The following is a 16,425-nucleotide window of genomic DNA, read 5'->3' on the forward strand; positions in this document are numbered from 1 at the left end:
AAAAGATAAAATATGTTGACACACCCGTGTGCGTGTATTATAATAAGTTTGTTTGTTAGAATTGTTTATGTATATAAGATCCACTAGCCCCGGGTCTTGACATAAAAGCAGTACTTAAATAGTAAAGCACAAATGTAAGTTCAGGGAGGGAAAAACATGAAATCATACATCGCTAAGGCGCAAGAAGTTGAAAGAAAATGGTATGTTGTTGATGCTGCTGGTAAGCCACTAGGAAGAGTTGCTAGCCAAGTTGCTTCAATTTTAAGAGGAAAAAATAAGCCAACATTTACACCAAATGTTGACTGCGGAGATTTCGTTATCGTAATCAATGCTGAAAAAGTTGTTTTAACTGGTAAGAAGTTAGACCAAAAATTAATGAGAAAGCATAGCTTATATCCAGGTGGATTAAAGGAAACTCCATATAGAGAAGTATTAGCTAAGAAACCTGAATTCGCTTTCGAAGAAGCTGTAAGAAGAATGCTTCCATCAGGTGTTTTAGGAAGAAAAATGCTTAAGAAGCTAAAAGTATACAGAGGTGCAGAGCACGGACATGATGCTCAAAAACCAGAAGTACTTGAATTAAAGTACTAATACAGGCTCGGGAGGAGGAATAAAAAATGGCAAAAGTTCAATACATGGGAACTGGAAGAAGAAAAAAATCAATAGCAAGAGTTAGACTTGTACCTGGAAATGGTAAAGTTGTTATAAATAACAGAGAGATCGAAAACTATTTTGGATTAGAAACTTTAAGAATGATCGTTAATCAACCATTAGTTTTAACTGCAACTAAGGACAGATTCGACGTTTTAGTTAACGTTCATGGTGGTGGATTCACAGGTCAAGCTGGAGCAATAAGACACGGAATAACTAGAGCTTTAATTAAAGCTGATGAAAACTTAAAGTCAGAATTAAAGAAAGCTGGATTCGTAACTAGAGACCCAAGAATGAAAGAAAGAAAGAAATACGGTCTTAAGAAAGCTAGAAGAGCTCCTCAATTCTCAAAGAGATAATATTTGGAAGCTTACAAATCCTACAAACTTTATGTTTGTGGGATTTATTTTTATATAAAAATATTTAATAGAGATGAATTATATTTTATACTCCATATAAATTTTATTGAATTCTAATTATCATAATTTATTTATAATATATCATTGACAATCTAATATGAAGGTGATAGCCTATTTATATGATAAGTGTTAAAATTTGTAAATATATAATTAAGTAATTGGGGATATAAAGTGATAAAGTTTCTTATGTTATAATTGAAGCAGTAATACTTCAATGTGAAGTGGTCTTAGAACATAAGATTACACATTGATTATAAGTATCATAAACTTTATGTTTATGGTATTTTTTTATATTTTTAATAATTATTATGACATAATAGTAATTTATAAGTTATAATAATATTATGAAAAGTATTAATTTATGGTATTATTTAGATAATATTAGTGTATTTAATGTTGGGATTATTTTATAAGGATATATTACTTTATAAGGAGGAATAATTAAATGAATGAATATGTAATTAGTTGTTGTTCTACTGCTGATCTTTCAGAAGAACATTTTAATAAAAGAAATATATCATATATTTGCTTTCACTTTGAAATAGATGGAAAAGAATATATTGATGACCTTGGAAAATCTATATCTTTTGATGATTTTTATAGGGCCATGGAAAATGGAGCAGATACAAAAACATCTCAAGTTAATGCTCAGGAGTTTGAAGAATACTTTGAGAAGTTCTTAAAGGAAGGAAAAGATATTCTTCATGTAAGTTTATCTTCAGGACTTTCAGGAGTAATAAACTCAGCTATGGTAGCAAAAACTATGTTAGAAGAAAAGTATCCAGAAAGAAAAATTTATATTGTAGACTCATTAGGTGCGTCATCAGGTTATGGATTGATGATGGATAAGCTTGCAGATTTAAGAGATGAAGGAATGAGTATAGATGAAGTTTATAAATGGGCTAATGAACATAAATTAGAATTAAATCATTGGTTCTTCTCTACAGATTTAACTTTTTATATAAAAGGTGGAAGAGTATCAAAGACTTCTGGATTTATTGGAGGATTACTTGGAATTTGCCCACTATTAGATATGAATGATAAAGGTAAGTTAATTCCAAGATATAAAATAAGATCAAAGCATAAGGTTATTAAAGCCATAGTAGACAAAATGGAGGAAGATGCAAAGGATGGATTAGATTATTCTGATAAATGCTATATTTCTCATTCTTATTGCTATGAAGATGCTAAAGAAGTTGCAAGGTTAGTTGAAGAACGTTTCCCTAAATTAAATGGTAAAGTAGAAATAAATAATGTAGGAACTACTATAGGAAGTCATACTGGTCCAGGAACAGTAGCTTTATTCTTCTGGGGAAAACAAAGAAAAGAATAATAAAATAAATATGTATGGACCACTTAAAGAAAAGTTTTAAGTGGTTTATTTTTTATAGATTTGTAAGATAATAAATTAATAGATAGGTTTGTATATTAAATTCATGTTAAAAATATATTCATTTACTTAACAAAAGTAAAAAAATAATGTAAACTTAACTTGTTATAATTAAGTTGAAAAGGAGAATAATTTTGGAACCATTAATGATTATTATAAAGTTACTTGGTGGGTTAGGACTATTTGTTTATGGTATGAAAATCATGGGGGATGGTCTGGAAAGTGCTGCTGGAGATGGGTTAAAGTCAATTCTTGAAAAAGTTACAAAAAATCCAATAATTGCAGTTATTGTTGGTGCAATTGTTACAGCGGTAATTCAAAGTAGTAGTGCTACTACTGTAATGGTAGTAGGTTTTGTTAATGCCGGTCTTATGAATTTAGCACAAGCTGCTGGAATTATTATGGGGGCAAATATAGGTACTACAATTACAGCTCAACTTGTAGCATTTAAATTAGATGATATAGCTCCTTTATTTGTTTTTGCAGGGGCAGCAATAATTATGTTCGCTAAGAAAAAACAAAAGAGGGATATTGGGAACATTATTCTAGGTTTTGGTATATTATTTGTTGGTATGGGTCAAATGAGTGGGGCAATGAAGCCTTTGACAGAATTACCGATATTTAAAGATATAATAAGTACAGTAGGAGGACACTGGTATTTAGGAATACTTACAGGTGCGATAATAACAGCTGTTCTTCAAAGCTCTTCTGCTACAACAGGTATATTAGTAGCTCTAGCAACAGCAGGAGCAATAGATATTAAGATAGCATTACCAATAGTATTTGGATGTAATATAGGAACTTGTATAACTGCAATGCTGGCATCTATAGGAACAAGTAAAACAGCACATAAAGCAGCAATACTTCATTTAATATTTAATTTAGGTGGAACAATATTATTTATTCCAGTATTACTTAATGGAATCTTAGGAGATGCAGTTGTTGCAATTAGCCCTGGAGATGTAAGCAGACAAATAGCTAATGCGCATACAGTATTTAATTTAGTAAATACTGCAGTTATGTTACCACTTACAGGTTTATTAATTAAAGTTGTTAATATTATTATTCCTGGAGACGATGATGATGAGAGACAAGGTCCTAAATACATAGATGATAGATTATTAGAAACTCCAGTAATTGCAGCTGGGCAAGTAGCTAAGGAAACATTAAGAATGGCAAATAAGGCTAAGAAGGGTTTAGCTTTGGCATTAGAGGCATTTGAAAAAAATGATGAGAAATTAATTCAAAAAGTTTATGATAATGAAGCAATAATTAATTTCTTAAATGAAACTATTACAACTTATTTAGTTAAATTATCAAAGCGTGAGCTATCTGATAAGGAATCAAAGATTGTTGCAGCAACTTTTCATGTAATTAATGATATTGAAAGAATAGGGGATCACGCTGAAAATATAGCAGAGTTAACCCAACAAAAGATTAATAAAAAGCTAGAGTATAGTACTCAAGCTATGGAACAAATAAAAAGAATGTATGAAAAAACATCTGAATCTCTGCAAGCGGCTATTGATAGTTATGCAAGTAATGACGTAACTAAAGCAAAACAAGTTAGTGAGATAGAGTCAGAAGTGGATAGATTACAAAAGAAATATAGAGACCTTCATGTAAAGAGGCTTTATGATGGAATTTGTAATGCTTATGCAGGAACAATATTCTTAGATTTAGTAAGTAATTTAGAGCGAGTTAGTGATCACTCTATGAATATAGCTGAAAGTGTTATAGAAAATAATTAACAAATATAAAAAGATACTGTTTATAATTAAAATGTCCTTTGCATAGGATTCATTTTATAATTAGACAGTATCTTTTAATTATATATGAGAATAATATTTTTTTATGTAAGTAAAAAAACAATCTAATGGAAATAATATTTTTATAACTATATAAATATGGAGGAAAACAAATGAGAAAATTAAAATTAGCTTCTATATTAATAATATTATTTACTATTGCTTTTACTTCTATAAAGGTATTTGCTGTTGAGCAAGAGAAAATTATATTAATTGACCCTGGACATGGGGGATTTGATGGAGGTGCCAAATCCAAAAATGGTGTAATAGAAAAGAATATAAATTTTCAAATATCATTAAAGCTTAAAGAGGCCTTAGAAAGCAAAGGATATAAGGTTTATTTAACTAGGGAAAAGGATGAAGCTCTTGGAAATAGTGGTTCAACTATAAGGGAAAAGAAAAGGGAAGATTTAAAGAAAAGAAGAGATATGAAAAAAGAAACAAATTGTGATGTATTTATATCTATACATCAAAATATGTTTCCTCAAGAAAAATGTTATGGCGCACAAGTATGGCATGGAGCTAATGATATAAGTAAAAAATTAGCAGATAACATCCAAGAATCTGTAAAAGAAACTTTAAAGGATAATAATAAGAGAGTATCAAAGCCAGCTGGAGATGCATATTTAATACTTAGAGATGATTATAAAGGAGCTTCTGTTTTAGTAGAATGCGGTTTCCTATCTAATAGCCAAGAAGAGAAAGAATTACAAACAGAAGAGCATCAAAATTCTTTAGTGGAAGGTATTTCTTTGGGAATAGAAAGATATTTTGAAGAAATAAATAAGAACTAAATTAATTTCCGAGGAAATATATCAAATAATACTATAAAAAATGATTTTATAATAAAAGGTTAAATTAATAAGGAGGTATAAGACTAAAAATAGTTTTTTATATACCTCCTTGTTTTATTTTATACTTTAAAATTATTATTAATTTTATACTATATTATTTAAATATGATAAAATATTTATAATTAGATAAGAAAAGGAAGATGAGGATGAGAGAAATACATATTAATGAAATTCAAGAAGCTGTTGAAAACTTATGTATTGATGCTAATTATAATTTATCAAAGGATGTAGTTAATTCATTAGATAAAGCTAAGAAGGAAGAAACTTGGAATTTAGCAGAAGATATATTAGATAAAATAATAATAAATGCGGAAATAGCAAAAAGTGAAAGAATGCCAATTTGTCAGGATACAGGAATGGCATGTGTCTTTATTGAAATAGGACAAGATGTTCATGTTGTAGGAGGAAATCTTCAAGATTCTATTAATGAAGGTGTCAGAAGAGGATATGATAAAGGTTATTTAAGAAAATCAGTGGTTAGGGATCCAATTGATAGAGTTAATACAAAGGATAATACACCTGCAATAATTTATTATGATATAGTACCTGGTGATAAACTCAAGATTACAGTAGCACCAAAGGGGTTTGGTTCAGAAAATATGAGTCAGATAAAAATGCTTAAACCTTCAGATGGAATAGAAGGAGTAAAAGATTTTATTATAAAAGTAGTAAAGGAAGCAGGACCTAACCCATGTCCACCTATGATAGTTGGTGTAGGAATAGGGGGAACTTTTGAAAAAGCAGCATATTTGTCTAAAAAGGCTTTAATTAGACCAATAGATAGTAAAAATGAAAGTAAATTTTATGCTGATTTAGAGGATGAGTTATTAATAAAGATGAATGAACTTGGAATTGGGCCTCAAGGCTTTGGAGGGAAGACTACAGCTTTAGGTATTAACATAGAAACATTCCCTACTCATATTGCAGGGCTACCAGTGGCAGTAAATATTAGTTGCCATGCTACTAGACATAAAGAAGTAATTTTATAGGAGATTTGATTTATGGAAGTTAAGCTAAGTACACCACTAACTTATGAAAAGATAAAAGACTTAAGAGCTGGAGATAGCATATTATTATCAGGGACTATATATACAGCAAGGGATGCAGCACATAAGAGATTAATAGATTTATTAGATAAAAACTTAGAATTACCTATAAATATTAACAATGAGACAATATATTATGTAGGGCCAACACCTGCAAAAGAAGGACAAGTTATTGGATCAGCAGGACCAACAACTAGTTATAGAATGGATTCTTACTCCCCAAGACTTTTAGACCTAGGATTAAAAGCTATGATAGGTAAGGGAGAAAGAAATGAAGAAGTAGTAAATTCTATAATAAAAAATAAGGCTATTTATTTAGGGGCTATTGGAGGAGCAGCGGCACTAATATCTAAGAGTATAACTAAATCAGAAATAATAGCTTATGAAGATCTAGGTGCAGAGGCAATAAGGAAAATGGAGATTAAGGATATGCCACTAATAGTAATTATAGATACAGAAGGAAATAATCTATATAAGCTGGGACAAGAGCAATACCTTAAGACAGTTAGTAATTAAAGAATGAAAAAATGAAATAATGAAAGAATTAAAGAATAAAGGAATAAAATAATGAAGAAATTAAGTAATTAAGGAATTGGATATATTTTATGAAAGTTACTTAGATAGAGTTTAGCTATTTAAGAAATATATAGGTATTATATTTGATAATTCTGAAGAGTGAAGAATTATTTTCTTTAGTCATTAAGAGTATAAATTTAAATATCATAATAAAAACTAGAGAAATATTAATGCGAAAGTCGACTTGGAGCGAAGCGAGGTCGAGCTGAGCATAATATTTCTCTAGTTTAGTTATATAATTAAATTTTGTAGAAACCTTTTCCGTTAACCTCTGATACATCTATTATAGTAATAAATGCTTTAGGATCTATTCTTAAGATTTTATTTTTTAAATGAACCATTTGAGAGGAAGTAACGGCTATGTAGAGCATTTTCTTTAATTCATGAGTATACTCACCTTCTGCAATAAGGGAAGTAACACCTCTATTCATATCTTTAATAACATATTGAATTATATCTTCTTCTTTTTCAGTTAATATTAATAAAAGTTTTTTACTATTAAAACCATTGATAACTTTATCAACTAAGGTACCTTGCACAAACATAGAAATTAAAGTGTATAAGGCTTTAGGAAGTCCAAAGATTAATGCACCTATAAATACTATAACGCAATTAAGTCCAAAGCTAAGTTTACCAATCTCAAAATTTGAGTATTTTTTTCTAACAACCATTGTGATTATATCTGTTCCACCTGTAGAACCATTTCTAGAAAATACAAGACCATATCCTAGTCCGCATAAAACTCCACCATAAATACAGTAAAGTAATAAATCATCTACCTTAACTAAGTGTGATAAAGGCTTAGTTATCATTAATGAAAATGATAAAGATGCCATACCAACAGCAGAATATAAAGTGAACCTTTTATTTAGGGTTTTATAGCTAAGAAAAAATAATGGAATATTAATTAAAAATACAGTTATACCTGAAGGTATATTATATAAATATTGAAGAATTAGTGCTACACCAGTTGCACCTCCACTTAGCAATTGAGCATTAACTAAGAATAAGTTAACTCCTAAAGAGGCTATAATGCATCCGATGAAAATAAGAATAAAATCTAAAACCATGTGTTTATTAATTGAAATACTGCCAAACATTTTAAACTCCTTAAATTTATAAGTAATCTACACAAACTGATTATATATTAAATAAGCAGTTATGTTAATATTATTTATTTATTTTGCTAATTTAATAAAAATGTAATTTTTATAATTAGTAAAATAGCACAATATAAGATATTATAATTATAGGATAGAATAAATCAAGGGGTGTTTAATAATATGTTTAATGTATTAGTAGTTGATGACGAAAAGGAAATTAGAGATGCCATTGACATATATTTAAGAGGAGAAGGGATGAAGGTTTTTAAAGCACAGGATGGTGTTGAAGCCTTAGAAATTCTTGATAGAGAAAAGATACATTTAATTGTACTAGATATAATGATGCCAAGAATGGATGGAATAAAGACTTGTTTAAAAATTAGAGAAAAAAGAAACTTACCAATAATTATGTTATCAGCTAAAGGAGAAGATAGTGATAAAATTTTAGGCCTTAATGTTGGAGCTGATGATTATATAGCAAAACCATTTAACCACTTAGAGCTAGTAGCAAGGGTTAAATCACAATTAAGAAGATACCAAAAGCCATTAGAGATGGAAGGTGAAAGCCCTGATATAATAGAAGTGAAGGATTTAGTGATTAATAATAAAGAAAAGACAATTTATTTAAGAGGAGATGAAGTTAAGGTAACAGCAACTGAATTTAAAATACTTCAACTTTTAGCTTCAAATTTAGGTAAAGTTTTTTCTATTAAAGAAATATATGAAAAAGTTTGGGAAGAGCCATTTTATAGAAGTGAAAATACTGTAACTGTTCATATAAGAAGAATAAGAGAAAAAATAGAATTAAACACAAAAGACCCAGAATATATAAAAGTTGTGTGGGGAGTTGGATATAAAATTGAGAGAGAAAATTAAGCGTTATATAACTGGTGTATGGGGATTTGAACTTTTAATTCTTGCTATATCAATAGTATTACTGATTACAGGTTATTATCAAGCTTTTAATAATTCATCAGATAATTTAAATACATTTGATGCTTTATTTAATAAAGATAAATATATGCAATCAATGATATATTATGAAAGTAGAGATATTTCAAAGTATATATATACTAATTCTAAGGATTTAGAAGATATAAGTGCAATAAAATATGAAAATGAAAATTTAACAGGTGATCCTTATTATAATGATAATATTTTTTATGTATTAATTAATAAAGAAACAGGAGAGTTTACAACAAATGATGTAAACTTATTTAATTCTGTAAAGCAAGAGGATAATAACGTTCCGTTGCTTGAAGACACTGTAAATGCATATTTAAAGGAATGGGGTCTAGCTTCTGTTAGATTAGATAATAAAGAAAAGTATAATTACTATATAATGAGTATGCCAGACAAAGCAAATTTAAAGTATATTGATAAATACATTGAAATATATTATAGCAACCCTGATTCATATACCTATATTATAAAGGCAGAAGCCTTAACAGGTAAAATTATGATAGTGGCTACTATTCTTACAATTATTTTATTAATAAAAGTGCTATTTAATCTGATTTTTAATAGGAATAATATTCATTTAGAGATAAAGGTATTAAAAAGATTAATTTTTGTATTAAAGTATGGATATAGATATAGAACTACAAGAAATAAGATATTATTATCCTTTGGAATAGCTATTGGCGTAATCCTAGTTTATTTATACTTAGTTGCTGGTATAAGGAATCAAAATTTACTTGTAACATTTTTAACTAAGTACCCATTTAAGGGAACATTAATATTAGTGTTGATTCCCTTAGTATGTGTTCTATATTCATTAAAAAAGAGCTTAGATATTACCATTATTAATGATGGCTTAAAAAAGATTAATTCTGGAGACTTAGAATACACCCTTGGTAATGTGGGGGAAAGAGAAGTTAGAGAATTAGTTGAAAACATAGATAAAATAAAAGAGGGTTATAAAATAGCCTTAAATGAACAAGTTAAAAATGAAAAACTAAAAACAGAATTAATATCAAATGTCTCTCATGATTTAAAAACACCATTAACATCAATAATTAACTATGTAAATATATTAAATGAGTCCAATATAACAGAAGAGGAAAGAAAAGATTATTTAAAGATATTAGATAGAAGCTCAAGAAGATTAAAGAGTCTAATTGAAGATTTATTTGAAGCTTCAAAATTAAATAGTGGAAAGATGAAAATAGAAAAACAACCTATAGATATAGTTTCATTAGTATATCAAGGAATTGGGGAATATTCGAATCTTTATGAAGAAAAGAATATAGAGTTTAAAGTTAATTCAAATGAAGATGAGATTATATTAGACCTAGATGGCAAGTTAATGTCAAGAGTATTTGAGAATTTAATAGTTAATGCTTTAAAGTATTCTTTAAGCGATACTAGAGTATATATAGATATTATTTCTAAAGAGAATTCTGTTGATATTTCATTTAAAAATATTTCTAATTACGAATTAGATTTTAATACTGAAGATATTTTTGAAAGATTTACAAGAGCAGATAAGTCTAGAAATTCTTCTGTAGAGGGGTCAGGCATGGGCCTTGCAATAACAAAGAGTATAGTAGAACTTCATAATGGAATTATAAAGATTGAAGTAGAAGGAGATATGTTTAAAATATATTTAACTATACCTAAGTCATCCTATGATATAATGGAAGAAATTAAGATTAGTAATTAAGGAGTGATAATATGGCAGTGTTATTTGTAGAATATCCAAAATGCACTACATGTAGAAGGGCTAAAAAGTATTTAGAGGAAAATAATATAGAATTTATAGATAGGCATATTGCAGAAGAAAATCCAACAAAGGATGAACTAAAAGAGTGGCTTAAAAAAAGTGGATTAACAATTAATAAGTTTTTTAATACTTCAGGAGTTCTTTATAGAGAAATGCAATTAAAGGATAAGGTTAAGACTTTACCTGAAGATGAGCTATTAGATATATTAGCTACTAATGGCATGCTAGTTAAAAGACCAATAGTTGTTAAAGATGATAAAGTTTTAGTAGGCTTCAAAGAAGAAGAATGGAATAAAGAATTCAAGTAATAATTATTTTTAAAATTTAAGTTTTAAAAAATAATTAATATTATTTGACAGTTGCTGAAAAAGGGAGATATTAAAAGAGATATCTCCTTTTTCTATTTTTATCTTTGGAATCTGAAATTTTACAACTATATAAAAGATAATTATAATGTATCTATATGTTGTATATTTCTCTAAGCAGTTTTTAAATATATACTATATGTAGTGGAAGGGGAAAGTTATGGATTTATTAAATATTTGCAGTAATGCTTTAATTGGGATAAACAAAAGGGATGGAATATATACGGAAGAAAGGCTTTTAGGAGCTTTAAATCATATAATAAGACCTAACATGAGTGAAGATGAGATAAGAGATTCTATTATACAAGTTTCATTAGAATTAACTACGGATATGGAACCAGATTGGCAAAAAATTTCGGAAAGACTTTATGTATATAAACTATATGATGAAGTAAGGAATAATAGAAAATTAAGCAAAGATAATGAATTATATGGTAACCTATATGGATTTATAAAAGAATTAACTAATAAGGGCTTATATGGAAAATATATATTAGAAAATTATACAGAAGATGAAATTGGGGAATTAGAAAAAGAAATAAAACCAGAAAGAGATTTCTTATTTACTTATAGCGGTATTAATCTTTTAGCAAAAAGATATTTAATTCAAGATTATGATAGAAGTAAATTAGAATTACCACAACAAATGTTTATGGGAATAGCAATGCATCTTGCTATACCAGAAAAAAAGGAAAATAGAGTAGCTTGGGCTAAAAGATTTTATGATGTATTAAGTTCATTAAAAGCTACTATGGCTACACCAACTATGTCAAATGCAAGAAAGCCATTTTATCAATTAAGTTCTTGCTTTATAGATACAGTAGAGGATAGTTTAAAGGGAATATATAAGTCACTAGATAACTTTGCAGAAGTATCAAAGTTTGGTGGTGGAATGGGAATATACATAGGTAAGGTTAGAGCTTTAGAATCACCTATAAGAGGATTCAAAGGAGCATCAGGAGGAATAATCCCATGGATAAAATTATTTAATGATACTGCCATTGCAGTTGACCAATTAGGAGTAAGAAATGGATCAGTTGCCATATGGTTAGATGCATGGCATAAGGATTTGCCAGAATTCTTACAGTTGAAAACAAATAATGGAGATGATAGAAAGAAAGCACATGATGTTTTCCCAGGATTATGTTATCCAGATTTGTTCTGGAAATTAGCAGAAACAAATATAGATGCAAATTGGTATATGATGTGCCCACACGAAATCAGATTAGCTAAGGGATATTCTTTAGAAGATTTTTATGGAGAAGAGTGGGAAAAAAGATATTATGAATGCGTTGAAGATGAGAATATAAGCAAAAGAGTAATGCCTGTTAAGGATATAGTTAGGCTTATAATAAAGAGTGCTGCAGAAACAGGAACACCATTTGCTTTTTATAGAGATACAGTAAATAAGATGAATCCTAATAAGCACAAGGGAATGATTTATTCATCAAATCTTTGCACAGAAATTATGCAAAATATGAGCCCTATGGATATACAAAAAACAGAGATTACAGATGAAAATGGAGATACTGTTATAGTAGAAAAAACTAAGGCAGGAGATTTTGTGGTTTGTAATTTATCTTCAGTAGTTTTAGGGAATGTAGAAGTTAAAGATGATGAGGAACTTGGATATGTTGTCGAAACTCAAATTAGAGCAATGGATAATGTTATAGACTTAAACTATTATTCAGTTCCATTTGCAGAAGTAACTAATAAGAAGTATAGAGCAATAGGTCTTGGAACTAGTGGATATCATCATATGCTTGCTAATAATTTAATTCATTGGACAGAAGAGGCACATAAGGATTTTGCTGATGATGTATATGAAAGAATAAATTATCATGCTATAAAGGCAAGTATGAATATAGCTAAAGAGAAGGGAAGATATAGCTGCTTTGAAGGTTCAGACTGGGAAACTGGGGAGTACTTTAGATTAAGAGGATATAATTCAGAAAAGTGGAATGAACTTAGAGAAGAAGTTTTAAAATACGGACTTAGAAATGGATATCTAATTGCAGTAGCACCTAACGGTTCAACAGCAACAATTGCAGGAACATCAGAGGGAATAGATCCAGTAATGGCTAGATTCTGGCTTGAAGAGAAAAAAGGGAGCATAATACCAAAGACAGCTCCAAATTTAAATGAAGAAAATTACTGGTATTATAACTCTGCCTATAATATAGATCAAAAGTGGTGCGTTCAAATTAATGGAATAAGACAAAGACATATAGATCAAGGTCAATCATTTAATTTATATATAACTACAAATTATACTATGAGACAAATAATGAATTTATATATAGAAGCTTGCAAGGCAGGAGTAAAATCAATTTACTATGTAAGATCAAAATCATTAACAGTTAGTGATTGTGAAAGTTGTTCAGCATAGTTATAAAAAAAGAGAAAAGCACATGGGAGGAACAGTATGTTAGTTAATAAGAAGCCTCTTTTTAATGAATTCGGTGATATAGAAACATCAAAAAAGAGAATGATAAATGGAAATACAACTAATTTAAATGACTTCAATAATATGAAATACCAATGGGTTTCAGATTGGTATAGGCAGGCAATGAATAACTTCTGGATTCCAGAAGAAATAAATTTATCTCAGGATTTAAAAGATTATAATAAGCTTACAAAGGAAGAAAGAACTGCTTATGATAAGATTCTTTCCTTCCTAATATTCCTAGACTCAATTCAAACAGCAAATTTATCAAATATAAATAGCTATATAACAGCTAGTGAAGTGAATTTATGTTTAACAATTCAAGCTTTCCAAGAAGCTGTTCACTCCCAAAGCTATAGTTATATGTTAGATACTATTTGCTCTCCAGAAAAGAGAAACGAAATATTATATCAATGGAAGGATGACGAAATCCTATTAGAGAGAAATAAGTTTATAGGAGATCTTTATAATAATTTTTTAAATGATCCAACAGAAAGAAATTTAGTTAAAACTTTAATGGCAAATTACATATTAGAAGGAATTTACTTCTACTCAGGATTTATGTTTTTCTATAATCTTGAGAGAAATGGAAAGATGCCAGGATCAGCTCAAGAGATAAGATATATAAACAGAGATGAAAATACTCATCTTTGGTTATTTAGAAATATTTTAAAAGAATTACAATTAGAAGAGCCAGAAATATTTACAGATGAATTAAAAGAAGAATTAAAGGAAATGATGATAACAGCAGTAGATCATGAAATTTCATGGGGACACTATGTTATTGGAGATAGCATTCAGGGAATAAATAAGAATTTAATAACTGATTATATACAATATCTAGGAAATATAAGAATGAAAGCCATAGGATTAGATGAAATATATGAGGGGCATGTAATTAATCCAGCAGGCTGGGTAGATATATTAGCAGATGCAAATTCTGTAAAAACTGATTTCTTTGAAGCAAAATCAACAGCTTATGCCAAGGCAGGAGCATTAGTAGATGATTTGTAATATTAAAAAGTTTTGATTTTAAAGAAGAGTAGATATATTTAGAGTATATTTAGAATTAATTTAAAGGGGGTATTATCATAAATAGATGTATTATGATAAAACCTCCTTTAAAATTTATAATGTATTCAAGTAAATTGGAAAACTTTTAAGAAAATATTTACTTATATAGAAAAATGCGAATAAAATATATATATTTAAAAGGAAATAGAGATAGAAAATTATAAAAATTACGTGTATTTATGTTAACATAAAGAAAAAATATGTTATAATACAATATAGTTGTAATTAATTAAATAGATTAGTAAAATCTATAAATTCATATACTATTTAAATTTATAGCTATTATTTTAAGGAGGAATCTCAACAATGAAAAAAGGTATAGCTGCATCTAAGGGATATGCAATAGGAAAAGTATTTTTACAAGAACACGAAGAGATAGTAATAACAGATGCTAAGGTTTCAAATGTTGAAGCTGAAAAAGAAGCTTTAAACAAGGCTTTAGAGCAATCAAAAGTTCAATTATCTGCTATAAGAGATAAGGCTTTAAAGGAAATAGGAGAACACGAAGCTCAAGTTTTTGAAGCTCACCTAACTTTATTAGATGATCCAGAATTTACAGGCGGAATGTTATTAGAAATTGAATCAAATAGCACAAATGCTATGAAAGCAGTTGAAAATGTTACCAATACATTCGTAATGATATTCGATTCAATGGAAGATGAATATATGAAAGAAAGAGCTGCTGATATAAAGGACGTATCAAAGAGAATTATTTCTAATTTAGCAGGTAAAGGCGGAGATGCTTTTGCTATTACAGAAGCTAATACAGTAGTAGTAGCTCATGATTTAACTCCATCAGATACAGCTCAATTAGATAGAAGTAAGGTAGTTGGATTCTTAACTAATATTGGAGGAAGAACTTCTCACTCAGCTATTATGGCTAGAACATTAGAAATCCCTGCAATAGTTGGATTAAAAGATATAACTACTTCAGTTAAAAATGGAGATATGGTTATAGTTGATGGTATCGAAGGTGTTTGCATAATAAACCCAGAACAATCAGTTATAGATGAATATACTGCAAAGAGAGAAAAATTCTTAGCAGAACAAGAAGAATTAAAGAAATTAATAACAGTTAAAACTGTTACTAAATCAGGAAGAAGAGTTGAAGTTTGCGGAAATATCGGATCACCTGCAGATGCTGAAGCAGTAGTTGCTAACGGTGGAGACGGTGTTGGATTATTCAGAACTGAATTCTTATACATGGACAGAGATTCAGCTCCAACAGAAGAAGAACAATTCGAAGCTTATAAAAAAGTTCTTGAAATAATGGATGGAAAGCAAGTTGTTATTAGAACACTAGATATCGGTGGAGATAAGACACTTCCATACTTACCATTACCACAAGAAATGAACCCATTCTTAGGTTATAGAGCAATTAGATTATGTTTAGATAGAAAAGACATATTCAGAGTTCAAATAAGAGCATTACTTAGAGCTTCTGTATACGGAAACTTAGCAGTTATGTTCCCAATGATTTCAGGTTTAGAAGAATTCCAAGCTGCTAAAGAATTCGTTGAAGAATGTAAGGCTGAATTAAAGGCAGAAGGAAAAGAATACTCAGAAAAAATCCAATGGGGTATAATGGTAGAAATACCTGCTGCTGCTGTTTATGCAGATGAATTAGCTAAGCATGTAGATTTCTTCTCAATTGGAACTAACGATTTAATTCAATATACATTAGCTGCTGACAGAATGAGCGAAAAGGTATCATACCTTTACAATCCAATGCACCCAGCTGTATTAAGATTAATCAAGATGACTATAGACGGAGCTCACAAGCATGGTAAGTGGGTTGGAATGTGTGGAGAAATGGCAGGAGACGAAACTGCAATTCCAACATTAGTTGAATATGGTCTAGATGAATTCTCAATGAGTGCTACATCAATATTAACAGCTAAGAAAATAATATTAGAACAAGAATAATTAAAAATACGAAAAGTCGCATACTATAAATGCGACTTTTTA

General features: G+C 29.0%; 14 protein-coding genes. 13 read left to right on the forward strand and 1 reads right to left on the reverse strand.

Translation table 11 applies throughout. The features are described from left to right. Positions 1-156: 156 nt before the first annotated feature. From rplM to ACFYH6_RS01665, 7 genes are all read left to right on the forward strand, one after another. Positions 157-591 (forward strand): 50S ribosomal protein L13, encoded by a 435-nt coding sequence (gene rplM / locus ACFYH6_RS01635; protein ID WP_066889886.1) that lies wholly within the window; start codon positions 157-159, stop codon positions 589-591. A gap of 26 nt (positions 592-617) precedes the next feature. Then, positions 618-1,010, forward strand: a complete 393-nt coding sequence (rpsI, locus tag ACFYH6_RS01640; RefSeq protein WP_316345303.1) for a 30S ribosomal protein S9 — start codon at positions 618-620, stop codon at positions 1,008-1,010. Between the two features lie 505 nt (positions 1,011-1,515). Continuing rightward, complete coding sequence (locus ACFYH6_RS01645; RefSeq protein WP_416179362.1) at positions 1,516-2,403, forward strand: DegV family protein; 888 nt, start codon at positions 1,516-1,518, stop codon at positions 2,401-2,403. Between the two features lie 191 nt (positions 2,404-2,594). Then, positions 2,595-4,211 carry a Na/Pi cotransporter family protein gene (locus tag ACFYH6_RS01650; RefSeq protein ID WP_416179361.1) on the forward strand — a complete coding sequence of 539 codons (1,617 nt, stop codon included), beginning with the start codon at positions 2,595-2,597 and terminating at the stop codon, positions 4,209-4,211. Positions 4,212-4,381: 170 nt separating this feature from the next. After that, positions 4,382-5,062, forward strand: a complete 681-nt coding sequence (gene cwlD / locus ACFYH6_RS01655; RefSeq protein ID WP_316345299.1) for an N-acetylmuramoyl-L-alanine amidase CwlD — start codon at positions 4,382-4,384, stop codon at positions 5,060-5,062. Positions 5,063-5,268: 206 nt separating this feature from the next. Next, complete coding sequence (locus ACFYH6_RS01660; protein WP_316344160.1) at positions 5,269-6,111, forward strand: fumarate hydratase; 843 nt, start codon at positions 5,269-5,271, stop codon at positions 6,109-6,111. Positions 6,112-6,123: 12 nt separating this feature from the next. Beyond that, a complete protein-coding gene (locus tag ACFYH6_RS01665) occupies positions 6,124-6,684 on the forward strand; it encodes a Fe-S-containing hydro-lyase (RefSeq protein WP_416179360.1) in 561 nt (186 codons plus the stop codon). Positions 6,685-6,983: 299 nt separating this feature from the next. Here the strand turns inward: ACFYH6_RS01665 and ACFYH6_RS01670 are convergent, their stop codons facing one another. Continuing rightward, entirely contained in the window at positions 6,984-7,844 is an 861-nt protein-coding gene (locus tag ACFYH6_RS01670; protein ID WP_416179359.1) for a YitT family protein, read from the reverse strand. Between the two features lie 183 nt (positions 7,845-8,027). On the opposite strand from ACFYH6_RS01670, the gene ACFYH6_RS01675 reads away from it, so the two are divergent. The 6 genes from ACFYH6_RS01675 (at position 8,028) to ptsP (ending at position 16,383) form a co-directional block, all read left to right on the forward strand. Then, entirely contained in the window at positions 8,028-8,723 is a 696-nt protein-coding gene (locus ACFYH6_RS01675) for a response regulator transcription factor (RefSeq protein WP_316344157.1), read from the forward strand. Beyond that, positions 8,707-10,512, forward strand: coding sequence for a sensor histidine kinase (locus ACFYH6_RS01680; protein WP_416179358.1), 1,806 nt, complete (start codon positions 8,707-8,709; stop codon positions 10,510-10,512). Before ACFYH6_RS01675 ends, ACFYH6_RS01680 begins: the two co-directional genes overlap by 17 nt. 11 nt (positions 10,513-10,523) lie before the next feature. After that, positions 10,524-10,880, forward strand: coding sequence for an arsenate reductase family protein (locus ACFYH6_RS01685; protein ID WP_316344155.1), 357 nt, complete (start codon positions 10,524-10,526; stop codon positions 10,878-10,880). A 217-nt stretch (positions 10,881-11,097) separates the two neighbouring features. Next, entirely contained in the window at positions 11,098-13,326 is a 2,229-nt protein-coding gene (locus tag ACFYH6_RS01690; RefSeq protein ID WP_416179357.1) for a ribonucleoside-diphosphate reductase subunit alpha, read from the forward strand. Positions 13,327-13,362: 36 nt separating this feature from the next. Beyond that, positions 13,363-14,397 carry a ribonucleotide-diphosphate reductase subunit beta gene (locus ACFYH6_RS01695; RefSeq protein WP_416179356.1) on the forward strand — a complete coding sequence of 345 codons (1,035 nt, stop codon included), beginning with the start codon at positions 13,363-13,365 and terminating at the stop codon, positions 14,395-14,397. A gap of 366 nt (positions 14,398-14,763) precedes the next feature. Beyond that, positions 14,764-16,383: a phosphoenolpyruvate--protein phosphotransferase gene (gene ptsP / locus ACFYH6_RS01700; RefSeq protein ID WP_316344152.1), complete on the forward strand. Its 1,620-nt coding sequence runs from the start codon at positions 14,764-14,766 to the stop codon at positions 16,381-16,383. The last annotated feature ends 42 nt before the right edge of the window (positions 16,384-16,425 follow it).

The sequence above is a fragment of the Clostridium sp. HCS.1 genome, from assembly GCF_047900555.1.
Classification (GTDB): Bacteria; Bacillota; Clostridia; order Clostridiales; family Clostridiaceae; genus Clostridium.